We start from the raw sequence: 21,397 nt of genomic DNA on the forward strand, positions 1-21,397 counted from the left end.
TTGTTTGTCCTTGTCTGATAATCTGGGGGCTGATGATCCGGCGATGCTTCAAAGCGCGTCGTCGTTGGTCTCGCCGGTCCGGACGCGCACCGCCTGCGCCAGATCCAGAACGAAGATCTTACCGTCGCCGATCTTGTCGGTACGCGCCGTCGTCTGAAGCGTCTCGACCACTTGGTCGGCCATCGCATCCGAAACCGCGATTTCCAGCTTGACCTTGGGCACGAAGTTCACGGCATATTCCGCGCCGCGATAAATCTCCGTATGCCCGGACTGAGAGCCGAAGCCCTTGATCTCTGTGACCATCATCCCGCGCACGCCGATGGATGTCAGCGCCTCGCGGACTTCCTCCAGCTTGAACGGTTTGATCGTTGCTATGATGAATTTCACGTTATTACCTTTCGAAAGATCAGAGACATCGAGTGACCGTGAATTGCATCAAGTCGGGAACGCTGCCGGTTCTCAACGAATCTGGCGGAAAATGTCGCGAAGGACTCGGAATGATGCCTAAATTTGCATCTAATTTGTTAATTCGCACAGAAATTAATCAATATGTGAATCTCGAATCAGTCCTGTGGTGCCCTCCACAAGCCGCAGCGAATAGTTTATGTAGGTTGGCATAAAAGCAGGTAGAAACCGGGCAGGCAGGCAGCAGCATGAATACTCCAGGCAAACGGCGGTCTCCGCTGGTCGCTGAACGGCGGCAATCACAGGGTGCAGCGCCGTCAGGCCCGCGCAAGCGCCCCGCAAAGCCCCGCAAGGCCGCACCGCGCGGCGGGCCGATCCGGCGCTTTTTCGGGGGAATCTTCCGCTGGATCTGGCGGCTGGTCTGGGGCGTCACCTGGCGCATCTCCGCTGTTGTGGCCGTAATCGTGGGGCTGGCCACCTTCTATTTCTGGTCCACCATGCCCGATGTGACCGAAATGCTGGACGGGCGCGCCCGCGGGTCCGTCACGCTGATGGATGACGCGGGCGAGGTGTTCGCCTGGCGCGGCGAATCCTTCGGCGGCACGATCACGGCGGAAACCGTGTCACCCCACCTGCGCAACGCCATCGTCGCGACCGAAGACCGGCGATTCTACCAGCATCTGGGCGTCAGTCCGCGCGGGATCATCGGCGCAATGCGCGTCAACCTGTCCGAAGGGCGCGGGGCGCTTTCCGGGCATGGCGGTTCCACCATCACGCAGCAGGTCGCGAAGCTTCTGTGCCTTGGCGTGCCGTTTGACCCCAACGAATGGCAGTCCGAGGCCGATTACGAGGCCGAATGTCGGCGCGGCAGCGTGTGGCGCAAGCTGAAGGAAGTCCCCTATGCCTTCGCGCTGGAGTGGAAGTATACCAAGAACGAAATCCTGACGATCTACATGAACCGCGCGTTTCTGGGCGCAGGCTCACGTGGGTTCGAGGCCGCAGCACAACGCTATTTCGGACGCTCGGCCAACCAGGTCACCCCGCCCGAGGCGGCGATGCTGGCGGGCCTGCTGGTCGCACCGTCCTACTACGCCCCCACGCGCAACCTTCAACGCGCACAGGACCGCGCGGCGGTGGTCATCGGCCTGATGGCCGAACAGGATTATCTGACCGAAACCGAACTGGCTGAGGCACGCGCTTATCCCGCGACGCTGTCATCGGCGGCCGAACAGGAATCAGGCGGGTATTTCGCCGATTGGATCATGGCGACGGGCCCCTCCTACCTGACCCGCGAAACCACCGAAGATGTGCTGATCGAAACCACGCTGGACCCGCGCATTCAGAAAGCCGCCGAGGATGCGATGCAAACCGTGTTCGAGAACCAGGTGCGCGAAGGCTCCAACGCCGAGGCCGCGATCGTCATCATGTCGGCCGATGGTGCGGTGCGCGGCATGGTGGGCGGGCGCGAAAACGTCGTGGGCGGCTTCAACCGCGCGACGCAGGCGATGCGCCAGGCCGGATCGGCCTTTAAGCCCTTCCTGTTCGCCGCAGCGCTTGAAAACGGGTTTGAGCCTTTCGACATCGTCGAAGACGCGCCGCTGACGATCGACATCCCCGGCTCTGGCCCATGGACCCCGCGCAACTACACCAATGATTTCATCGGCATGATCACCCTGACCGAGGCGCTGGCGCAGTCGCGCAACATCCCGGCCGTGAAGGTGTCCGAGGCGATGGGCCGCGAGGAAGTGCGCCGCGTGGCCAATGAATTCGGCATCCGGTCCGAACTGGCCGAAGGCCCGGCACTGGCGTTGGGCAGTTCCGAATCCAGCCTGCTGGACATGACCGCAGCCTATGCGGGCATCCTCAACGGCGGCAGCGCGGTGCGCCCCTACGGCCTGCGGTCGCTGCGGCTGATCGGCAGCGATGCGCCGCTGATGGGGCGCGCGGGTGGGATCGGCGAACGGGTGATATCAGAGGATTCGGCGCAGAAACTGATCTGGATGATGACGCAGGTGGTTGAAAACGGCACGGGCCGCCGCGCGCGAATGCCCGGCTGGGAAGTGGCGGGCAAGACCGGCACCACCCAGGCCTCGCGCGATGCGTGGTTCCTGGGCTTCACCGCCGATTATGTGGCAGGCGTCTGGATGGGCTATGACGACAACTCGCCCCTGACCGGCGTGACCGGCGGCGGCCTGCCCGCCGAGATCTGGCGCGAGGCGATGACCCGCGTCGTCGAAGGCCGCAGCCCGCAGCCCCTGCCGATGATCGAACCCCAACGCCCCCGGCTGGACCCGCCGGCACTCAGCGGCCCCGTCGCATCGCAATCAGGCGGCGAGAATGCCATCGAGCGCGCGGTGCGCGATGTGCTGGGCGGGATCTTCGGCGGGAACTAGGGCGGACAGGCCGGGGCAACACCTCCCCACGGCGGCCCCGGCACGCCAGACCCCATCACCACGCCGACCACCACGCAGGCTTTGCCGGACGCTTTTTCAGCGACGGACCCAGGCGGGGGTGTCCGATTGGAGCCAGCCCGTTGTTCACGCTCGGATCGCCCCGACACTGCATGTCGAACACCTGCAATGCGGGCGGAAAGCGCACCTGCGCCGCCACAGCGATATCTCTCTTGGGCGGCAGAAAAAGCAGACGCTTGATCAGATTTTCACCTTGTCAGCGGCAGCACTGACAGGAATGGCACAGGCTCTGTCAAATGCGCTGGAAGCGAGAAACCTCAGCACTTCTCACCACCAGCGCGAAGACGCGAACTGCGCCAACAGCGAACTTTTTGACCTCAGGCTCTAGCGATTGTCCTTTGGCCTTGGCTGCGCTTTTGCCAAGGTCGTATCAAGGTTGACGCCGATGCTCTCTCCCAATTTCTGCAAGGCGGGCAATGACACGGCCATATCCATGATCGCATCGACCGTCTGGTTGATGGGCGAAGTGGATGCAGCACCGGAGGCACGGTCCAGACCGCTCATCTGGTTGATCGAAATCCCGGTAATCTTTTCTGCGGGCCTGACCATTTCGGCCAGGATCTTTGGCAACGCGGTCAGGCGGGCCAGTTCCAGTTCCATCGCGACTTGGGCCTCGGAACGCGCGTTCTCTGCGTTGATCTGGGCAAGGCTTGCCTCTGTCTCGGCCAGTTTCATCGCCTTCATCGCCTCGGCTTCCTCGCGTTTTGCAGCCGTCTTGTCGGCAGCCGTCGCCTTCTCGCTGGCAGCCAAGATCTGGGCGCGGGCCGCCATGGCTTCGGCCTGTTCCTGCGCGGCGATCAGCGCCAACGCCTTGCGCCGCTCTGCCTCTGCCATCAGCCGCGCGGTCAGAAGCGCCTCTGCCGCCTTCACCGCGCCGATCCGGGCGGTGTCCGCATCGGCATGCGCACGGCTTTCCTCTTGCGACTTGGCGGCAAAGGCAATGGCGCGATCCTGTTCGGCCCCTTCCAGTGCAAGCGCCTGCGCAATTTCAGCCTGCCGCAACGCCTGTTCCTTGGCGATGTCGGCCGAGGCAATGTCCTGTTCCATCTGAATGCGCGCATGGGCCGCTCTGCGTTCGCTGTCTGCCTTGCGGGCCGCGATTTCGGACAGTTGAGCGGCGATCAGCGTTTCGATCTCTTGGGTTTGCGCAATCTCGGCGCGGCGTTGATCGAGGTTTATCTCCAGCTTGCGCCGCTCGGATTCCATTGCGGCACGGGCCACGCTGACCTGGCTGTCCCCTTCGATTTCCGCGCGTTCCTTTTTGGATTTCGCGATGACCTCGGCCAGCTTGCGCATGCCCACGGCGTTGAAGGCATTGTTTTCATCCAGTGCTGCAAAAGGCGTTTGGTCCAGCGCCGTCAGCGACACGGAATCCAGTTGCAGCCCATAGTTCGCCAGCGTGTCGGTCAACGCCTCGCGTACCTGTTTGACGAAGCTGGCGCGGTTTTCGTGCAGCTCGTCCATGGTCATCTGGGCTGCCACGGACCGCAGCGCGTCGATCATCATGCCGTCGATCAACCCCTTGAGCTGGTCAGGCTGGAACACCCGCTTGCCCAGGGTCTGGGCGGCACGGGTCACCGCATCGTCGTTGGGTGTGACGCTGGCGTAGAATTCAGCGCCGACATCGACCCGCAGCCGGTCCTTGGTGATCAGCGAGGATTCACCGGAACGGGCGACGTCCATGCGCAGGGTCTGCATGTTCACGCGGTTGATTTCGTGGAAATACGGGATCGCCAGCGTACCGCCGTCGATCACCACGCGCCGCCCGCCGAGGCCCGTGCGCACAAGCGCCACCTCGTTCGTGGCCCGCTGGTAGAAGGACGCTGCCAGCGCGACAATGATCGCCGCAACAATGAGGATGATGATGATCCAAGCCAGTGCAGACATGATGTGCCCTCCCTTATGATGACAGCCCGTGCATGTCGCACAGGATATTTGACGACATGCCGCCGTCGGCGGGAATGTTGGTGCCGCGGATCCATGTGGTCATGTCCGACAGCAGAAATGCGATGATGGGGCCCAGGTCCGCAGGTGTGCCCGGACGGTCCATGATGCGCGCGTCCTCTTCGGCGCGCGCGCCCAGCGTTTCCAGAAAATCCCCCAGGATCGGGGTGTCCACTGGGCCGGGGCTGACGGTGTTCATGCGGATACCCCGGTCGCGCCATGTCCAGCGGTTCTGCATGGTCCAGGCGATCAGCGCCTCCTTGGAGAAAAAGTAGCTGCGCCCCCCGGCATTGGTGATCTGATGCTCCGCCGCGAACCGGGCGGCATCATCGACATGCACGCCTTCGCTTGCACGGATCGCCGGGATCGCGTCGGCCCAGCCGAACCCCGCCAGAGACGCAAGGTTCACGATGCTGGCCCCGTCGTTCAGTTTCGGCAGCAGCCCCAGCGTCAGGTGTTTCAGGCCAAAAAGGTTCACGGCCAGTACCTTGTCCGCAGGGGCGGTCGGCGGCAGGCCTGCGATATTGGCTATGCCGTCGATCCCCGTGGGCAGGGCGTCGATCAGCGCATCGATGGTCGCCCCGTCCGACAGGTCAGCGCGGTAGAATTCCTCGACGTGGTCGAACCGTTTGGTCAGGTCGATGCCCAGCACGGTCGCCCCCATCGCGGTGCAGACCCGCGCTGTTTCCAGCCCGATGCCAGAGGCTGAACCCGTGACGATGATGGTTTTGCCCTTCAACAAGGGTGCGCGTTCCCATCCCATCTCAAAACACCGGCGGGAATGGGCGCCCACCACGATCAAGCGTGATCCAGCGCGTTTCGGTAAAGGTCTCCATCGACCATTTGCCCCCGTGCCTGCCAACGCCAGAGGCCTTGCTGCCGCCAAACGGGACATGCGGTTCGTCATTCACGGAACTGCAATTCACATGGCACATCCCGGTTTCCAGCTTGCGCGACATCGCAAGCGCGCGGTTCTCATCTGCGGTGATAATGCCTGAACTTAGCCCATATTCGGTATCGTTGTTCAACGCGATAGCCTCCGCGTCAGACCGGAACGGCACGACGACTGCCACAGGGCCAAAGGTTTCGTCCTGCCAGACGGCCATGTCGGGGGTGACGTTGGTCAGGATCGTGGGTTCCACGAATCGGCCCCAGACGCGACCGCCCAAAACCGCCTTGGCCCCCTTGGCCAGCGCGTCCTCGATCTGGAATTTCACCCGCTCGACCTGACGGTCATTGATCAACGGGCCGATCACATTCCCCTTGTCAGCCGTGTCGCCGGTTTTCAGCTTGGCGGCGCGGGCAACGAACTGGCGCAGGAAATCGGCGTAGATGCTTTCATGGACCAGCACCTTTTCCACTGACATGCAGATTTGGCCCTGATGCATGAAGCTGCCGAAACTCGCGGCCGAGGTGGCCCTTTCCATATCGGCGTCTTCCAGCACGATCAGGCTGTCCTTGCCGCCCAGTTCCACGCAGGCCTTTTTCAGATGCGCGCCGGCCTTGGCCGCGATCTGGCGCCCCACGGGGGTGGACCCGGTAAACGAAATCCCCTTGACCACCGGGTTTTCGACCAGCTCGTCGCCCATTTCGGCCACGCGCTCACGTGAACAGGTCACGACGTTGAACACCCCCTTCGGGATGCCGGCCGCTTCCATCACTTCGGCAAAGAAAAGCCCCCCGGCGTAGGGCGTATCCTCTGACGGTTTCAGCACGATGGTGTTGCCCGCCGCCAGCGGAAAGGCAAAGCCGCGCGCGGTCAGGATGCCTGGCATGTTCCATGGGCTGATGACGCTGATAACGCCCATGGGGACGCGTTCGACCATCGACACCTTGCCGTGTTGCGACGGCAGCATTTCACCCACCGCGTTGTAGCACATGGCGGCTGCCGCCCGGAACACCTCGGGCACATAGCCTGCCTCGAACATGCCCTTGCCAAACCAGCCGCCGCCTTCGGCTTGTGCGGCAGCGACGTAGTCCATCTTACGCGCCTCCCACACATCGGCGGCGCGCAAAAGAATGCGGGCGCGTTCCTGAAAATGCAGACCCGCCCAGGCCGGAAAGGCCGCCTGCGCGGCGGCGATAGCATCGCGCGCCTCAGCGCGTCCGCCATCAGGCACCTGCGCCCAGATCGCCCCGGTGGACGGATTGATGTCGTCAAACGTGGTGCCAGAGGACACCCAGTTTCCGCCGACGAACATGCCTTTGATCTGCGTATGAGAGTCGAGCATCCTATTTCCTTTCATATCCACTGCCGTCGGGCTGGCGGCGGTACACTTCAACGCGCGGGGCGCGGTAAACCTCGATCACCGGGCGCGGTTTACCCTCGGCTGGTCGGTCCGTCGGGGCCGTCACGGGGCGACGATCCGGCGTTGGGGTGGGTTTCGGTTTCGGGCGGTTGCGGGCTGCCTTGGCGCTTCGCTCGATCTCGGCGAGGGCCGCGGCCAGACGATCCGTCGGAATTTCTGCGCGTGCCGCACGACCGGGATCGGGCCGCTTTTGCGCAGCAGCCGCGACGCTCTGACGGCCTGCCGCTGCGACCATATCATCGACCGACCGGCCCAGGATCGTATCCGCCGACAGGGTTTTCTGGCTGCGAGGCCGGACCACGAATGCCTCTGCGAAGGTTTCAGGCATGGCTTTCTCGGGCGCTGTATCCGGTGCGGTGCCATCATCGCCGCTGCCGACACCCAGATAGGCGGCCTGCACCGCCGGGTCCCTCATCAGGTTCGCGGCGCTGTCTTGATGCACCACATGCGCGTTTTCGATCAGATACCCGCGATCCGCGATGGCCAGCGATTGTTTAGCGTTCTGTTCGACCATCAGCACCCCGATACCAAGCGCGCGGACACGCGCGAGGTTCTGGAACAGTTCCTTGGACAGCAGGGGCGACAGGCCAAGTGAGGGTTCGTCCAACGTCAGGATCGTCGGGTTCGACATCATCGCCCGCCCGATGGCGACCATCTGCTGCTCGCCCCCCGACATGGTGCCGACGATCTGCTTGCCGCGCTCGGCCAGTTTCGGAAACAGGCTGTAGACCCGGTCCAGCGTCATTTTTTCATTGTCACGGGCCCGCGAAGCGTACGCCCCCAGCGTCAGGTTTTCGCGCACCGTCAGGTCAGGGAAGACGCCGCGCCCCTCTGGAACCAGCGCCAGACCTGCATCGACAATCCTGTTGGCAGCCAGCCCTGTCAGAGTGGTGCCGTCAAGGCGGATATCACCGGTGACCACGCCCTCGCAGATCCCGCTGGCGGCCTTGAGCAGGGTCGACTTTCCCGCACCATTGGCCCCGAGGATGACGACGATCTCGCCCTTGCCGACGTTGACAGAGGCGTTTTCCAAGGCGCGGTGCTGGCCGTAGCGCACCGTGACGTTTGACAGTTCAAGCATCATCGTCCCCCAGATACGCGCGGATCACCTCTTTGTCGGACAGGACCTGCGTCGGCGTGCCCTCTGCGATCTTGGTGCCTGCCGCCATGACGACACAGCGGTCACACAACGATCGGATTGCATCCATGACGTGTTCGACCAGAATGATCGTGCGGCCTTCGTCGCGCAGCGATTTGATCAGGGTAATCCCGATTTGCAGCTCGGTCGGGTTCAGCCCCGCCAGCCATTCGTCCAGCAACAGCACCTTGGGGTCGCTGGCCAGCGTACGGGCCAGTTCCACACGCTTGGTGTCGATATATGTCAGCTGCCCCAGCGCCATGTCGCCCTTGCCACCCAGACCAACCTTGTCCAGCAATTGGTCCGCGTGATCAAAGGCTGCCTGCCCCCAACGGCGGCGATGGCCGAATACGGCCCCCGCAACGACGTTTTCGCGCACATTCATCGAGGGCAGCAGCCGCACCAGCTGGAATGTCCGGCTGACGCCCTTGCGTGCGATCGTCTGCGCGGGCAACCCGGAAATGCGATTCCCCCAGAGCGATACATTGCCAGAAGTCAGGGGAAGGGCACCCGAAATCAGGTTCAGCGTGGTGGATTTGCCAGACCCGTTCGGCCCCAGCAGACCCACGACCTCGCGCTCTGCTACGTCGAAATCCATGGCGTTGACTGCGACAAGGCCGCCAAAGCGTTTCGTCACACCGCGCAGGGACAGAACCGAATGTGTCATGTCACAATGCCCCACGCGCGGTGATCCGGCGCTTGATCCGGTCCAGCAACCCGACAAATCCCCCCGGCAGCAGATAGACGATCACGAGGAAGGCAACGCCGATGACCAGCGTTGTCTGGTTCGGGAAATTGGACGACACAGCCTCTAGCAGGAAGGTGAAGGGAATGACACCCAACACCGGGCCCCAGAGCCGCGACGCCCCGCCCAGCAGCGCCATGATCACCACCTGAAACGACAGGATCGGCGCAAATGCGAGCGACGGTTCGATATAGACATAGCGTGGTGCAAGGATCGCGCCGGTCATCGCGGCAACGGCGCCCGGCACCATGAACAACAAAACCTTGGCGCGGGCGGTGTTGATGCCGGAATGGGCCGCGACGGTTTCATCGTCACCGATGATCCGGAGGGCAAAGCCAAGCCGCGACCGCCCGATCAGCCACCCGGCCAGAAACACGACCGCGGCGAGACCCAGCAGCCACCAATAGATACCCGCCTCGTCCAGATCGGTCAGCACATACAGGCCCTTTTGCCCGGAATTGTTCTGCACCCAGGTGATGACCTGCCGCACCAGCTCGGCCAGTCCCAACGTGAAGATCACGAAATAGACCCCCGACAGCCGCAGGGTTGCCAGGCCCACAAGGGCAGCGAGGACAGCCCCGGTCACACCGGCGATGCCTACCAGCGACCAGAACGGCAGCGTGTCGATGCCCAGTCCCGTCACATAGGTCCCCAGCCCGAAAAACGCCGCCGTCGCGAGGCTGATGTAATGTGTCGGCCCCGAAAACAGCGCCCATGATGTGGCCAACGCCGTGAACATGGCGATCGTCACACCCAGACCCAGCCAGTAGCCATCGTCGCCAAATGGCAAGAGTGCGCAAATCGCAAATGCCAGCGCTGCCAGGCAAAGGTTGCGGATATCTGGTCCGGTCAGGCTCATGTCGGTTTCTTTCCGAACAGGCCCTGTGGGCGGAACAACAAGATGCCCAGAAACATGACATAGGCGGCGGCAAGCGTCAGACCGGGATCCAGAAGGCTGGCGACCACGGTTTCCAGGATGCCAAGCAACAGCGCGGCCACGATGGTGCCCCGCACATCACCGACACCGCCCATGATGACGATGATCAGCGCCTTGAGCGTGAAGACGACGCCCGTCGAGGCATCCAGCGTCAGGTAGGTCGAAATCAGCGCACCGCCTACGGCCGTCACAGCACCGCCAAGCGCGAAGGCGAGTGCCGACAGGTGTTTGACATCGATGCCGACCAGACGGGCAGAAGCCGGGGCCGTCGCGATCGCGCGGATCGACAGGCCCGGCCGCGACTGGTTGAGCCAAAGGTAGAGCGCGCCGCAGATCAGCACCGCCATGACGAAGGACAGAACGCGGTTGGCGCCATAGGTGCTGCCCAGCAATTCAACGGGAACAGCCAGGAAACTGTAGGAAAAATAATCACCGCCAAAGAAACTGAGCATCAGACCCACGCCGATGAACGACAGACCAAAGGTTGCAAGAATGCTGTCGGTTTCCAACTGTCCGCGGTTCTTGGCCCGGTTCACAAGGGGTTGCAGCATCAGCCGGTAGATCAGCCAGTTCAGCGCAAAGGCGAGCGGTGCCACCAGAAAGATCGTCAGGATGGGGCTCAGTTGCGTGGCCGTGTAGGCGATGAAGGCAAAATAACCGCCGGCCACCAGCATCTCACCGTTGGCCAGGTTCATGATCCGCGCGACGCCGTATTGCAGGTTCAGGCCCATCGCGATGAGCGCGTAGGTGCCGCCGAGCAGTATCCCTGTGATCAGAATGTCCAAAGTGATGTGTCCTTTTCCCTTCAGGGGAGGGGCGGCGCGAACGCCGCCCCGTTTGGGGGATTACTCCCAGCCGTCTTTCAGGATGACGGGCACCGCCCCGTCACGCCCACGAGATGCGACACCCTTGAACACGCCGCCCTGCCACTGACCAACGGTCCAGAAATCAGGGTTGGAGTTGTTCTCGTCAAAGCTGATCGGACCAAGGATGGTCTCGTAAGTGCTCTCGCGCAGGTGCTGGGTCACGGCGGCACGGTCCAGACCGACGGCCTCGATCGCCTGTGCGAGGATCTCCAGCGACGCATAGGTCGTGGCAGAGGCCCAGTAATCGGGCTTTTCGCCGGTGACTGCCTCATGCGCGGCAGCATATTCCATGAACGCCGGGCTTTCGGTGTTCACCCCACCGGCGCCCAGAACGCCCTCGGCTGCAGCACCGAAACGGGCACCGTACCCCGGGAACGGGGTGGCCACGGCGGTGTAGAACGCCTTGACGTCAAGGTTTTCGATCATCGCCTGCTCGGTCAGGCCGAACGTGTCGGGCGGGTAGGACCACGCCACAAAGGCATCGGGTTCAGCCGCTGCCGCCCCTTTGATGACAGGCGACAGATCCTGCGTGCCCAGCGGGTAGGAGGTTTCGTAAACGATGTTGAAACCGGCCTCCTCAAACAATGGCCTGGCGGCGGTGGCCAGTTCGATCCCAAAGGCATCGGCAACGTTGACCATGGCGACGTTGTCGCCCAACTGCCCTGCGTCACGCATGTCGCTGAGCACCTTGACCACGTCAGCGGCCAGCGCTGTGGTTGTCCCGAGTGTAAAGAACATGTTGGGGAACTGCGCCGACAGCTCTGGCTGCTGGTCGGTGATGGCGGACACCGCGATCTGGGGATAGCCGTAGCGGTCGAACAGCGGTGCGGCAGCCAGATTCAGGCCAGTGCCATACGGGGCGATGATGAAATGCGCGTCGTCCTGTGTCGCCAGACGCTGCACGGCCTTGATCGTCTCGCCGGGGTTGGTCTGGTCATCGTATTCGATCAGTTCGATCATCATCTGTTCGCCGTCGACCGTCAGGCCGCCTGCGGCGTTGACCTGATCAACCCACAGATAGATCGACGGCCATTGCGTGACGGTCGCACCACCGGCCAGCGGCCCGGTTTTCGGGGCCACGGCACCGATGCGGATGGTTTCGGCAGTAGTGGCTGTCGCGGCAAGTGCGCTTGCAATCGTCAGCGCGCTGACGAGCTTTAGAAAGGGTCTCCGGTTCATTGCATATCCTCCATTTGCAATTGATCGTCTGGGCAGGTGCCCGTTGTGTCTCAGAGTGTGGGTGTCTGGCCGTCCTGGTGCGTGGCGATCCATCGCATTTCGGTGAATTCGCTGATGGCCTGCTCACCGCCAAAACGCCCGTGGCCGCTTTGCTTCATCCCGCCGAATGGCATCGACGGGTCGTCATGCACGGTCGGTCCGTTGATCTGGACCACGCCGTATTCCAGCCGGTCGGCTATGGTGCGTGCACCAGCGAGATCGCGGGTGAAGATGGCGGCGTTCAGGCCGAAATCTGAATCGTTGGCGATAGACACCGCCTCTTCGGCGTCATGGACCCGCATGATGCTGGCCAGCGGGCCGAACGTTTCCTCGCGGTAGATCCGCATGTTCGCGGCGATCCCATCCAGCAGCGCGGGCTGCATCACGCAGCCGTCGATCTGACCGCCCGTCAGCAGGCGCGCGCCTTTGGATACGGCATCCTCGATCAAGCCTTTGACGCGCTGGGCAGCATCTGCGGAAATCAAGCGGCCCAGCGCTGCGGTTTCCTTGACCGGATCGGCGGCCCTGATTTGTGCAGTCCGCGCCTGCAGTTTTGCGACAAAGGCGTCGGCGACCGATTTCACCACGATGATCCAATCGGTCGACATGCAAATTTGGCCTTGGTTAAAGAAGGCCCCGAAACAGGCGGCTTCTACAGCCGCGTCCAGATCGGCATCGTCCAAAACGATCAATGGTGCCTTGCCTGACAATTCAAGCAAAACGGGTTTCAGGTGGCGCGCAGCTTCCATGGCCACATCCCGGCCTACGCGGGTTGAGCCCGTGAAATTGACCCGGCGGATGCAAGGATGCGCAATCAGTTGGGCCATCGTCTTATGGGCATCTTCAGGCAGACTGACGACACAGCTAAGAACACCTTGGGGCAGACCTGCACCGTTCAGGACATCAACCAGATGTTGGTGGGTTTCGGGGCAATGTTCCGAACCCTTCATCACAACCGTATTTCCGCACATCAAAGCGCTGGCGATGGCGCGCACGCCCAGCGTGATCGGCGCGTTCCAGGGCACCATCCCCAGCACCACACCAGCAGGCTGACGGCGTATGATCGAGTGTTTGCCGGTCTGCGGGTCCAGCACTTCACGATCTTCGAGCGCAGGCCCGAGGCTTGCGACATGCGCAAGCATGCCAATCGCGAGGTCGATGTTGAACGATGTCCATGAATGCGACGCGCCGACCTCTTTCGCGGCAAGCGCATAAAATTCTTCACGATGGGCATCCAGCGCATCCATCATCTTTTGCAAGATTGCAGCGCGGCCCGATGCAGGCATGCGTGACCATGCCGGAAATGCGGATGCCGCAGCACTCACCGCAGCGCCCACCGCGAGGGTCGCGTCATCCGATCCCGATATCAGACCAAACTTGGTTGCTTGCCGCTGCAATGAATTCCCCCTCTTCCCGCGTTGACGAACCTCCATAAGTCAACGCAGTCAGCCCGATACCGAGCTTCATCTGGCAGCCTAGCCGAAAGAAACCATCAAAAAAAATGTTGATATCTGGTCTTTTAGTGTCAATATCTGGAATATGAGAAACATACCCACCGGATTTGCACCCCTGACAGCGCATCAAACCTCGGTACATGCCGATGTCTTTCGCAGCGGCTTGGATGATCGGTTTCTGGGCGGGTTGGTCGATTTTCCAGGGCAAACGTGGCAGTGCATCATGGTGTTGTCAGGCAGCGCTGTCCGGCTGAAACGGGACAGCGAAGAGACGATCACGGGCCCTGCCATCAACTGGGGGGCCAAAAAGTCGGACACGCGCATCAGGGCAAAGGCTGGCAGCAACGGCGTGATCATGACCCTTGGCGAGGCGACCTTGAGCAATGCAATCGGGCACAAGCCCGAGGCGGCAGCACTCCGTTTGATGTCCGCGCGCGAATTCACCCTCAGCCTGACCACGAAACCGAAAATCGCACAAACACTCTCGATGTGTTTTGATGCGATCTTTCGGGAATTGGACGCAGGGCAGACGGGCATGGAAACAGTGATCGAAGCGCAAATCCGCATCATGCTTGTGTCGCTTTGGCGGGCTGGCGTGAATGAAATGATCGAAGACCAAAGCTACAAAGCCACAAATCTTACCCTTGAAAGGTTCCGCCATCTGGTCGAGGCCCATCTGCGCGAACGATGGCCCGTACATCGGTTCGCGGCCGAATTGGGCATATCTTCAGACCGCTTGCATGACATTTGCACGCGAACGTTGGGCAAGCCACCACAACGACTTATTCGCGATCGCCTGACCTTCGAAGCGCAGGCCTTGCTCCAACGCTCGCATCAGGCACTTGACCAGATCGCTGACCATCTGGGATTTCGCAGCACAGCGCAATTCAGCGCGTTTTTCAAATCTGAAGTCGGCGTGCCACCTGGTGCGTTTCGCAAAGCGATCACGCAACAGGTGGATAATAAGACGTCAGTGAAAATTGGGAAATATGCCGATTGGCCGTGAGGCGCTGAATCGAAAATGACTGCGGCTCCGCATTTGAAAACATCCATCCAGGATCGGACAAAAGCAGTGCGGCAGAAGGTCTGCCAACTGCGGGAAAACTGCGCGTTGTGCGGATTTTCGGGTGCTTCACTCCAGCTCAGACACAATCATCCAGACGCTTGGCCGCGCTCACCAGCGTTGAATGCGATGATGCATCACATGGAGATCGCCACAGATCGCATCGATGAAGCCATGTTATGGCTGACGTTCATGATGCACGGCGGGCGCGCACCAGGCCCCACCGCTCACCTCATGTCCCACTTGGTGCCAGTCTTGCCACTCTGCGCGGGCGGGCCTCAGCGCAGGCCGATATCGGCCAGTGCTGCGCTCAGTTCCGGTGGCAGGGAATCATCGCCCTTGCGCTGTTTTGGCAGGTCGCGCGGGGCGTCGGCGGGCGTGAGGTAGCGCCAGCCTTGAAACGGGCGCCGCAGCGCGCTGGTCGTCAGCGCCAATTCGGGGTCCAGAACGATGGCGCAGCGGCGGATGCCGTCATCGCCGATCCGCTCTTCCAGTGCACGCACGCGCTGCCGCGCCAGAATCGCCCCCTTGAACACCCAATACAGCGATCCACCGGCCAGCAGCTCAGCCTCGCGCTTCGGCCACATTCTTGTGACATGCACCGGGCAGCCGTCTTCGCGCAGCGCGCGGCGGCTTTCCTGCCAGGCGATCAGGTCTTCAACCTGTTCTGCCCCAACGCAAAGTTTCACCAGATGTATGGTGCCAGTCATGCCTACCCCTCAAGCTATGGTTCATACATAACCAAACGGGCCGATAGTTCAAGTTGACCATTCGGGGCACAACGCCTATCCTTGTCGTCTCCCGGACACACCCCCCCAGATACCCCGAAGGAACCTGCCATGTCGCGTTTTGCCGCCCCCATTGCCGAAGCAATCTGGGACATGAAATACCGGTTCAAGGCGGCTGACGGCACGCCCATCGACACCACGGTGGAAGATACCTGGCGCCGCATCGCCCGGGCGCTGGCCAGCGTCGAGGATGATCCCGCCGCGTGGGAGCCGCGATTCTATGCCGCGCTGGAAGATTTCAAATACCTGCCCGCAGGCCGGATCACTGCGGGCGCGGGCACCGAACGGTCGGTCACGCTGTTCAACTGCTTTGTCATGGGCACCGTGCCCGACAGCATGGGCGGCATCTTCGACATGTTGAAAGAAGCCGCGCTGACCATGCAGCAGGGCGGCGGGATCGGGTACGATTTCAGCACCATCCGTCCGCGCGGGTCCGAGGTCAAAGGCGTAGCCGCCGATGCGTCCGGTCCCTTGTCCTTCATGGATGTCTGGGACGCAATGTGCCGCACCATCATGTCGGCAGGCTCGCGCCGCGGGGCCATGATGGCCACCATGCGCTGCGACCACCCCGATGTGGGCGATTTCATCACCGCCAAACAAGATGCCGCGCGGCTGCGCATGTTCAACCTGTCGGTCCTGATTACCGACCCGTTCATGGAGGCGGTGAAGGCCGACGGCTCGTGGGATCTGGTGTTTGACGGCAAGGTCTACCAAACCGTTCCCGCGCGCGACCTGTGGAACCAGATCATGCGCGCCACCTATGACTTTGCCGAACCCGGTGTGATCTTCATTGACCGGATCAACAAGGCCAACAACCTGAACTACGCGGAAACCATCGCCGCTACCAACCCCTGCGGCGAACAGCCCCTGCCGCCTTATGGCGCCTGCCTGCTGGGCTCGCTCAACCTCTCACGGCTGGTGACCGACCCGTTCGGCCCCGATGCCCGGCTGGATCCGCAGGCGCTGGACGATCTGGTGCGCATGGCGGTGCGGATGATGGATAACGTGGTGGATGCCAGCCGCTTCCCGCTGCCTCAGCAACAGGCCGAGGCGCAGGCGAAACGCCGCATCGGGTTGGGCGTCACCGGGCTGGCCGATGCGCTGTTGATGCTGGGCCTGCGCTACGGCGCGCCCGAGGCTGCGGCGCAAACCGACGCATGGATGCGCGCCATCGCCCGCGCCAGCTACCTGGCATCGGTGGATCTGGCGCGCGAAAAAGGCGCCTTTCCGCTGTTTGACGCCGAGAAATACCTGGCATCCGGCAACATGCAGGTGATGGACGACGACGTGCGCGATGCCATCCGCACCCATGGCATCCGCAACGCGCTCCTGACTTCGATCGCGCCGACCGGCACGATCAGCCTTTACGCGGGCAATGTGTCCAGCGGGATCGAGCCCGTTTTCGCCTACGCCTACACCCGCAAGGTGCTGCAAAAAGATGGCAGCAAGACCGAGGAAGAAGTCGTCGATTACGCCGTGCAGATGTGGCGCGACAAGATGGGCGACGCCCCCCTGCCCGAGTATTTCGTGAACGCCCAGACGCTGGCGCCGCTGGACCATGTGCGCATGCAGGCGGCGGCGCAGAAATGGGTGGACAGCAGCATCTCCAAAACCATCAACTGCCCCGAAGACATCGGCTTTGACGATTTCAAGGATGTCTACATGGCTGCCTGGGATCAGGGCTGCAAAGGCTGCACCACCTACCGGCCCAATGCGGTGACGGGTTCGGTGCTGTCGGTGTCTGAAACCACCGACGCCACGCCGCAGGCCGACAGCGGCGCCGATGTCGTCTACCTCGCCGATCCCTTCGACCGTCCCGAGGCGCTGGAAGGCCAGACCTACAAGATCAAATGGCCCGGGTCCGAACACGCGATCTACATCACGATCAACGACATCATCATCGCCGGCCACCGCCGCCCGTTCGAAGTGTTCATCAACTCCAAGAACATGGAGCACTTCGCCTGGACCGTCGCGCTGACGCGCATGATCTCTGCCGTTTTCCGGCGCGGCGGTGACGTGTCGTTTGTGGTTGAGGAACTGAAAGCCGTGTTCGACCCGCGCGGCGGCGCCTGGATGGAGGGGAAATACATCCCCTCTATCCTTGCTGCGATTGGTGGCGTGATCGAGGAACACCTGATCCGCATCGGCTTCATCGACGGCCACGGCATGGGCCTCAAATCCGACCCCGAGGCCGCAAAAATGGCCGTCGGCTACCCCACCACCCCCGCCTGCCCGTCGTGCGGCGCGTTCGAGATGCAGATGTCCGAAGGCTGCATGACCTGCCGCGCCTGCGGCCACTCCAAATGCGGCTAGGTGGAAGCACAGCTAGAGTCAGAGAAAGCAGATGAATGCGCAAACGGAAGCATAAGTCTGCGCAAAGGGTGTCAAGAGGCAAATGGTTCGACTTACGCGCTTGGGCTGATCTCTGACAGACGGTGATTGAGGCGCCGGGGCGGATGCTCCGGCGCCTTTTGCATATGGAGGGAGTGGGCGGTTCGTGGCGTGGAACGATAAACCCCCAGCAAGGCAATGGTTCGATGTCCCTATGTGAGCCACTGCATAGCGCCACTGGCGGGCATCAGGTCACAGGGCTGCAGAGGGTGCGGTGAAAATTTTGACGAAGACCGTGAGGCGGCCGAAAACTGTCACGGCGATCTTGAGGCGATATCAGCGTTGGAGAGGGTGTTTGATGCCTATCACCGTGACCGACGTCTATGGCGACATCATTGCTCGCTTAAGTGGGGAAGACTCGACCTCATCGAGAGAGGCCTTGCCCATTTCAAACGCCATGAGCTGATTTCCGGCTGAAAAATGGACGGACTTCTTGCCCGCCACCAGCGAGAAGTGACGCTGAGCGACGCCTTCATGGGCTAGCGGGCTCAGTACGGTTGCCCGGGAGTATCTGCTGATCCTGATCCTGGGTGCGCCTGTGCAGTTCGGTCTGGGCCTGCACGCCGATGCTTTGCGTAACGAAGGGCGATCAGGACTCATCGCGATACTGTCGGTGCTTGTGAACCTGCTGAACGTGGCAGCAAATTACATTGCGATCGTGATCCTCGATCTCGGAATCGCAGGATCAGCGATCGGGACGGTGGCGGCGCAGACACTGGGTCTGGCGCTGCTTCTGTTGGCTCGGAAACGCGATCCCGCTCTTTTGCCCCTCAGCGCGATCCGCGACGCAAGCTGGCTGACAGGATGGCGGCAGATCCTCTCCTTGGGGCTGCCATTGTGCCTGAGCTTCATCGGAATGGCGCTTGTGGCCGGCACCGTCCTGCTTGCCATCGGCAACACCGCAGCGGATCACGACGCTTATGTCGCGGCCTACGGGGTGGTGACGCGCGTCCTTGGTCTGGCCTTCCTGCCGCAGATGGCGCACCGCATCTGATCGTGGAAAAGGGACCGCCCTGATTTCGGGGGGAGGGCGGAGGTGCAATCACTGGCCAACGCCGCAGGCGGCAGCAATGTCCCGCGAACCGGTTCTTGGCGCAACGCGCGGCGATGGTGTGGTTCGAGCCCTTGGCCGCCAGTTCTTTCGGTGTCGCCATAGACTGTGTTGCCATTTTGTTCTCAAGAGGCCATGCTGGTCCTTAGGATAACTGTGATTGGAGGGGACAATGGTATTTTTGCAGGTAGCGTTAAATGGAGACCGTCATCACGTCGCGGCTCCCAGAAGTCCTGAAGCGATAGGTAGAGATGCATTGGCTGTCGCCGAGGCCGGTGCCCATTCTGTTCATGTTCATGCCTATGATGACACCAGACGAGAGACATTGGGCGCAGTTGCATGCGCCGCCGCTTTGCGAGCAATTCGTGCCCACTCTCCAGGCACACCCGTCTCTTTGACGACCTCTGCCGATATCGTTGCGGACCCTACCGCGCGAATGAAAGCAGTGCAGGGATGGACCGATCTGCCCGACTTTGTAACGGCAAATCAGGGGGAGGACGGCATAACCGAACTCTGTGAATACCTGTTGTCTCGCGGCGTCGGAATCGAAGCGGGATTGCTGTCGCCTGACGATGCACGGCGTTTCGTCAAATCGCCGCTACGCGACCAATTCCACCGGATCATGATCGAACCGCTCAGCCCCGAGCCTGAAATCGCCTTGAGGGACGCCGCCGCGATGGAGGCAATCCTCACCGACGCAGACATTACAATTCCACAGGCTCATCATGGCTATGACGGTTCATGCTGGGCGGTCAATGAGCGAGCGCTGATGCGAGGACACGGTATGAGGACGGGGCTGGAAGACGCTATTCTGCTACCTGATGGACGACCAGCAAATAGCAACGGCGAGATGGCGGAAGCTGCAAAGCAGCTGATCGCGGATGTAGCTTCTCGTCGCTAATCGGGTAATTGGGAGAGGCGACTCTATCTCGCACTGCTGACCTTAGTACATGCTGCGGCGAAAGCCTCTTCCGAGCCCATGTTGACAGATGCACATGCGCACCAATTTGCAGTAATGGTAACCGAAGGTGCGGTCCCATGCCCGTCGCGTGGCTCCGGCGTTATGCGCAGGCGCGGTTTCCCCATTCGGGCCAAAAATGCTTGCCGCAGCCTTTTTTCTTTTGACAATCAACTGTCGGCACGTTGCTTTCGACACTCTCCCAAGTGGTAGGTCAGTGCCCAGCAAAGACAGAACTTCACTGCGTTTTCGGGCAGAGCCCGCCTATGGGGGATGATGACAGCACGATTTTTCTCAAACAGAAATTCATCTGCAAACTGTATGCGAAATTCCTCTACCAGTGATGTCTGGCAATTGAAGAAGATGGCGGCATCCTTTGGCGCTGATCTTGATCGACCCAGACGAATGGTCGTGCCACTTTTGGTGATCTGCGTCAGATAGGCGGGTTCTCCCCATCTGAGAGCCTCGGTAACCGGGCCGACTGTTCCCATCCTTTCAGAGAATTCGAAAATCAAGCGTCGGATATCGAGGAGGCGTGCCCTTACCGAGCGAGGAACCTGCGCAAACGCTGCGGCGACAGTGTGCGGCATGTCGGGCAGGTTCATGCCGGGATATGCAGCGGCAGATAGATATCGGTGCGCAATTCGTTCTGGGGAACCTGGCTCGGGTCATTGAGATACGCCTCGAAAATCGGCGCATCGCCGGGCTCATGTCCCGAAGCGGGGAGCCATGTGCCAAGCAGCCACCGGTAGGCATCACGCATCGCGGCATAGGGGCCGGTATAGTTCAGCCTGGCATAATGCCCGCCCTTCAGCGTTGCCTCTGCCAGCGGCTCGTCAATGACAACATCGTTGCCAACAGGCATGCAGGCCCGTGACCGCAGCACCGCTTCCTCACCCATGTCCGGGTCGTCGAAGAACACGCCGATCATTGACGGAGCCTCCGGCAAGTCGCCTTGTTTTGAAAGCTGCGCAAACAATCTGCCCATCGCATGGTCTATCTGCATATACGAGCCGACATGATCGATGCTGGCACAGCGTTGTTCGGGCAATGTCACGACTGAAACCGGGAAGCCCTGAGCGTCGCAGTTGCTGACCGCTTGCTTGAAGGCGGCGTGCTTCCCGACCGCCCGAAACTGTGCCGGGGTGTTTCCAAACACATCACGAAAGGCGCGCCCGAATGTATCCGTGGAACCGTATCCCGCCAACTCCGAAATTCTGTCCAGTGCAATATCGGTGTTTGCCAGACGGTCTGCCGCACGTTGTAGTCTTAATCTACGGATTCTCACGGCGACAGTTTCCCCACGCATCGCGGCGTAGATTCGGCTCCAATGATATGGCGAGAGGCATGCCACCTCGGCCAATCCCTCAAACGAAAGATCATCTTCGAGATGGGCGTGGATATAGTCGTCGACACGGTTTAAGCGATCAAGATAGCGCTGGCGGGTGGTATGTTTAGGCACGAGTTCACTTTCATCAGTAAGGTTGCTCTGTCAAACTCGCACAAACCGAACCGATAAATCCTGCGGATTTGTCTGAAAGACCGCCGCCCCCCACCTGTCCATCCAGATCTTTCGCAGGCGTCGCATAGATTGTACATCTGCAGCGAACGGCAACAAAGTCCCGCCGCTTACCAGTTCAGGCGAGGCGCAGCGAACTG

The 21,397-nt window shown here is 61.4% G+C and carries 20 protein-coding genes; 6 read left to right on the forward strand and 14 right to left on the reverse strand.

Annotated elements, in window-relative coordinates; genetic code table 11:
* Positions 1 to 48: 48 nt before the first annotated feature.
* Complete coding sequence (locus H9529_RS10635; protein ID WP_092890487.1) at positions 49 to 387, reverse strand: P-II family nitrogen regulator; 339 nt, start codon at positions 385 to 387, stop codon at positions 49 to 51.
* Positions 388 to 653: 266 nt separating this feature from the next.
* Between H9529_RS10635 and H9529_RS10640 the strand changes: the two genes are divergently transcribed.
* Both H9529_RS10640 and H9529_RS20760 read left to right on the forward strand, forming a co-directional pair.
* Positions 654 to 2,798 (forward strand): transglycosylase domain-containing protein, encoded by a 2,145-nt coding sequence (locus tag H9529_RS10640; protein WP_092890490.1) that lies wholly within the window; start codon positions 654 to 656, stop codon positions 2,796 to 2,798.
* A 118-nt stretch (positions 2,799 to 2,916) separates the two neighbouring features.
* Entirely contained in the window at positions 2,917 to 3,204 is a 288-nt protein-coding gene (locus tag H9529_RS20760) for a hypothetical protein (RefSeq protein WP_092890493.1), read from the forward strand.
* Here the strand turns inward: H9529_RS20760 and H9529_RS10645 are convergent.
* Genes H9529_RS10645 through H9529_RS10690 form a run of 10 tightly spaced genes read right to left on the reverse strand, consistent with a single transcriptional unit; the run spans position 3,201 to position 13,695 of the window.
* Positions 3,201 to 4,763 carry a flotillin family protein gene (locus H9529_RS10645; protein WP_092890496.1) on the reverse strand — a complete coding sequence of 521 codons (1,563 nt, stop codon included), beginning with the start codon at positions 4,761 to 4,763 and terminating at the stop codon, positions 3,201 to 3,203. The genes H9529_RS20760 and H9529_RS10645 overlap by 4 nt on opposite strands.
* 13 nt (positions 4,764 to 4,776) lie before the next feature.
* Complete coding sequence (locus H9529_RS10650) at positions 4,777 to 5,583, reverse strand: coniferyl-alcohol dehydrogenase (RefSeq protein ID WP_092890499.1); 807 nt, start codon at positions 5,581 to 5,583, stop codon at positions 4,777 to 4,779.
* Position 5,584: 1 nt separating this feature from the next.
* Positions 5,585 to 7,051 carry an aldehyde dehydrogenase family protein gene (locus H9529_RS10655; protein WP_176847161.1) on the reverse strand — a complete coding sequence of 489 codons (1,467 nt, stop codon included), beginning with the start codon at positions 7,049 to 7,051 and terminating at the stop codon, positions 5,585 to 5,587.
* 1 nt (position 7,052) lies between these two features.
* Positions 7,053 to 8,213, reverse strand: coding sequence for an ABC transporter ATP-binding protein (locus H9529_RS10660; protein ID WP_223814133.1), 1,161 nt, complete (start codon positions 8,211 to 8,213; stop codon positions 7,053 to 7,055).
* The gene (locus H9529_RS10665) at positions 8,203 to 8,934 is read right to left on the reverse strand and encodes an ABC transporter ATP-binding protein (protein WP_092890502.1); all 732 of its coding nucleotides are present in this window, start codon (positions 8,932 to 8,934) and stop codon (positions 8,203 to 8,205) included. The genes H9529_RS10660 and H9529_RS10665 overlap by 11 nt, the downstream gene beginning before the upstream one ends.
* Before the next feature lies 1 nt (position 8,935).
* Positions 8,936 to 9,871, reverse strand: a complete 936-nt coding sequence (locus H9529_RS10670) for a branched-chain amino acid ABC transporter permease (RefSeq protein ID WP_092890505.1) — start codon at positions 9,869 to 9,871, stop codon at positions 8,936 to 8,938.
* Positions 9,868 to 10,734 carry a branched-chain amino acid ABC transporter permease gene (locus H9529_RS10675; RefSeq protein WP_092890508.1) on the reverse strand — a complete coding sequence of 289 codons (867 nt, stop codon included), beginning with the start codon at positions 10,732 to 10,734 and terminating at the stop codon, positions 9,868 to 9,870. The genes H9529_RS10670 and H9529_RS10675 overlap by 4 nt, the downstream gene beginning before the upstream one ends.
* Before the next feature lie 60 nt (positions 10,735 to 10,794).
* Positions 10,795 to 11,994 carry an amino acid ABC transporter substrate-binding protein gene (locus H9529_RS10680; RefSeq protein WP_092890511.1) on the reverse strand — a complete coding sequence of 400 codons (1,200 nt, stop codon included), beginning with the start codon at positions 11,992 to 11,994 and terminating at the stop codon, positions 10,795 to 10,797.
* A 50-nt stretch (positions 11,995 to 12,044) separates the two neighbouring features.
* Positions 12,045 to 13,430 carry an aldehyde dehydrogenase gene (locus H9529_RS10685; protein ID WP_223814134.1) on the reverse strand — a complete coding sequence of 462 codons (1,386 nt, stop codon included), beginning with the start codon at positions 13,428 to 13,430 and terminating at the stop codon, positions 12,045 to 12,047.
* A complete protein-coding gene (locus H9529_RS10690; RefSeq protein WP_176847131.1) occupies positions 13,384 to 13,695 on the reverse strand; it encodes a hypothetical protein in 312 nt (103 codons plus the stop codon). The genes H9529_RS10685 and H9529_RS10690 overlap by 47 nt, the downstream gene beginning before the upstream one ends.
* A 147-nt stretch (positions 13,696 to 13,842) precedes the next feature.
* Between H9529_RS10690 and H9529_RS10695 the strand changes: the two genes are divergently transcribed.
* The gene (locus H9529_RS10695; protein ID WP_176847163.1) at positions 13,843 to 14,493 is read left to right on the forward strand and encodes a helix-turn-helix transcriptional regulator; all 651 of its coding nucleotides are present in this window, start codon (positions 13,843 to 13,845) and stop codon (positions 14,491 to 14,493) included.
* A gap of 335 nt (positions 14,494 to 14,828) precedes the next feature.
* Here the strand turns inward: H9529_RS10695 and H9529_RS10700 are convergent, their stop codons facing one another.
* A complete protein-coding gene (locus H9529_RS10700) occupies positions 14,829 to 15,260 on the reverse strand; it encodes a DUF1489 family protein (RefSeq protein ID WP_092890520.1) in 432 nt (143 codons plus the stop codon).
* A 129-nt stretch (positions 15,261 to 15,389) separates the two neighbouring features.
* Here H9529_RS10700 and H9529_RS10705 point away from each other — a divergent pair, with 129 nt between their 5' ends.
* From H9529_RS10705 to H9529_RS10715, 3 genes are all read left to right on the forward strand, one after another.
* Positions 15,390 to 17,651, forward strand: coding sequence for an adenosylcobalamin-dependent ribonucleoside-diphosphate reductase (locus H9529_RS10705; RefSeq protein ID WP_092890523.1), 2,262 nt, complete (start codon positions 15,390 to 15,392; stop codon positions 17,649 to 17,651).
* Positions 17,652 to 18,267: 616 nt separating this feature from the next.
* On the forward strand, positions 18,268 to 18,723 hold the full coding sequence (locus H9529_RS10710; RefSeq protein WP_223814135.1) for an MATE family efflux transporter: 456 nt from the start codon (positions 18,268 to 18,270) through the stop codon (positions 18,721 to 18,723).
* Positions 18,724 to 18,952: 229 nt separating this feature from the next.
* Positions 18,953 to 19,681, forward strand: coding sequence for a 3-keto-5-aminohexanoate cleavage protein (locus H9529_RS10715; protein ID WP_092890526.1), 729 nt, complete (start codon positions 18,953 to 18,955; stop codon positions 19,679 to 19,681).
* 227 nt (positions 19,682 to 19,908) lie between these two features.
* On the opposite strand, the gene H9529_RS10720 is transcribed toward H9529_RS10715, so the two are convergent.
* Both H9529_RS10720 and H9529_RS10725 read right to left on the reverse strand, forming a co-directional pair.
* Entirely contained in the window at positions 19,909 to 20,343 is a 435-nt protein-coding gene (locus H9529_RS10720) for a DUF1801 domain-containing protein (RefSeq protein WP_218132154.1), read from the reverse strand.
* On the reverse strand, positions 20,340 to 21,200 hold the full coding sequence (locus H9529_RS10725; protein ID WP_092890529.1) for an AraC family transcriptional regulator: 861 nt from the start codon (positions 21,198 to 21,200) through the stop codon (positions 20,340 to 20,342). Before H9529_RS10725 ends, H9529_RS10720 begins: the two co-directional genes overlap by 4 nt.
* Between the last annotated feature and the right edge of the window lie 197 nt (positions 21,201 to 21,397).

It is taken from the genome of Roseicitreum antarcticum, from assembly GCF_014681765.1.
GTDB classification, from domain to species: Bacteria; Pseudomonadota; Alphaproteobacteria; order Rhodobacterales; family Rhodobacteraceae; genus Roseicitreum; species Roseicitreum antarcticum.

Excerpts from the sequence above, each read along its gene's own strand:
- H9529_RS10650 (WP_092890499.1), bottom strand. The coding sequence starts at position 5,583 with ATGGGATGGGAACGCGCACCCTTGTTGAAGGGCAAAACCATCATCGTC.
- H9529_RS10660 (WP_223814133.1), bottom strand. The coding sequence starts at position 8,213 with ATGATGCTTGAACTGTCAAACGTCACGGTGCGCTACGGCCAGCACCGC.
- H9529_RS10670 (WP_092890505.1), bottom strand. The coding sequence starts at position 9,871 with ATGAGCCTGACCGGACCAGATATCCGCAACCTTTGCCTGGCAGCGCTG.
- H9529_RS10640 (WP_092890490.1), top strand. The coding sequence starts at position 654 with ATGAATACTCCAGGCAAACGGCGGTCTCCGCTGGTCGCTGAACGGCGG.
- H9529_RS10665 (WP_092890502.1), bottom strand. The coding sequence starts at position 8,934 with ATGACACATTCGGTTCTGTCCCTGCGCGGTGTGACGAAACGCTTTGGC.
- H9529_RS10720 (WP_218132154.1), bottom strand. The coding sequence starts at position 20,343 with ATGAACCTGCCCGACATGCCGCACACTGTCGCCGCAGCGTTTGCGCAG.
- H9529_RS10680 (WP_092890511.1), bottom strand. The coding sequence starts at position 11,994 with ATGAACCGGAGACCCTTTCTAAAGCTCGTCAGCGCGCTGACGATTGCA.
- H9529_RS10700 (WP_092890520.1), bottom strand. The coding sequence starts at position 15,260 with ATGACTGGCACCATACATCTGGTGAAACTTTGCGTTGGGGCAGAACAG.
- H9529_RS10645 (WP_092890496.1), bottom strand. The coding sequence starts at position 4,763 with ATGTCTGCACTGGCTTGGATCATCATCATCCTCATTGTTGCGGCGATC.
- H9529_RS10655 (WP_176847161.1), bottom strand. The coding sequence starts at position 7,051 with ATGCTCGACTCTCATACGCAGATCAAAGGCATGTTCGTCGGCGGAAAC.
- H9529_RS10705 (WP_092890523.1), top strand. The coding sequence starts at position 15,390 with ATGTCGCGTTTTGCCGCCCCCATTGCCGAAGCAATCTGGGACATGAAA.
- H9529_RS10695 (WP_176847163.1), top strand. The coding sequence starts at position 13,843 with ATGACCCTTGGCGAGGCGACCTTGAGCAATGCAATCGGGCACAAGCCC.
- H9529_RS10715 (WP_092890526.1), top strand. The coding sequence starts at position 18,953 with ATGGTATTTTTGCAGGTAGCGTTAAATGGAGACCGTCATCACGTCGCG.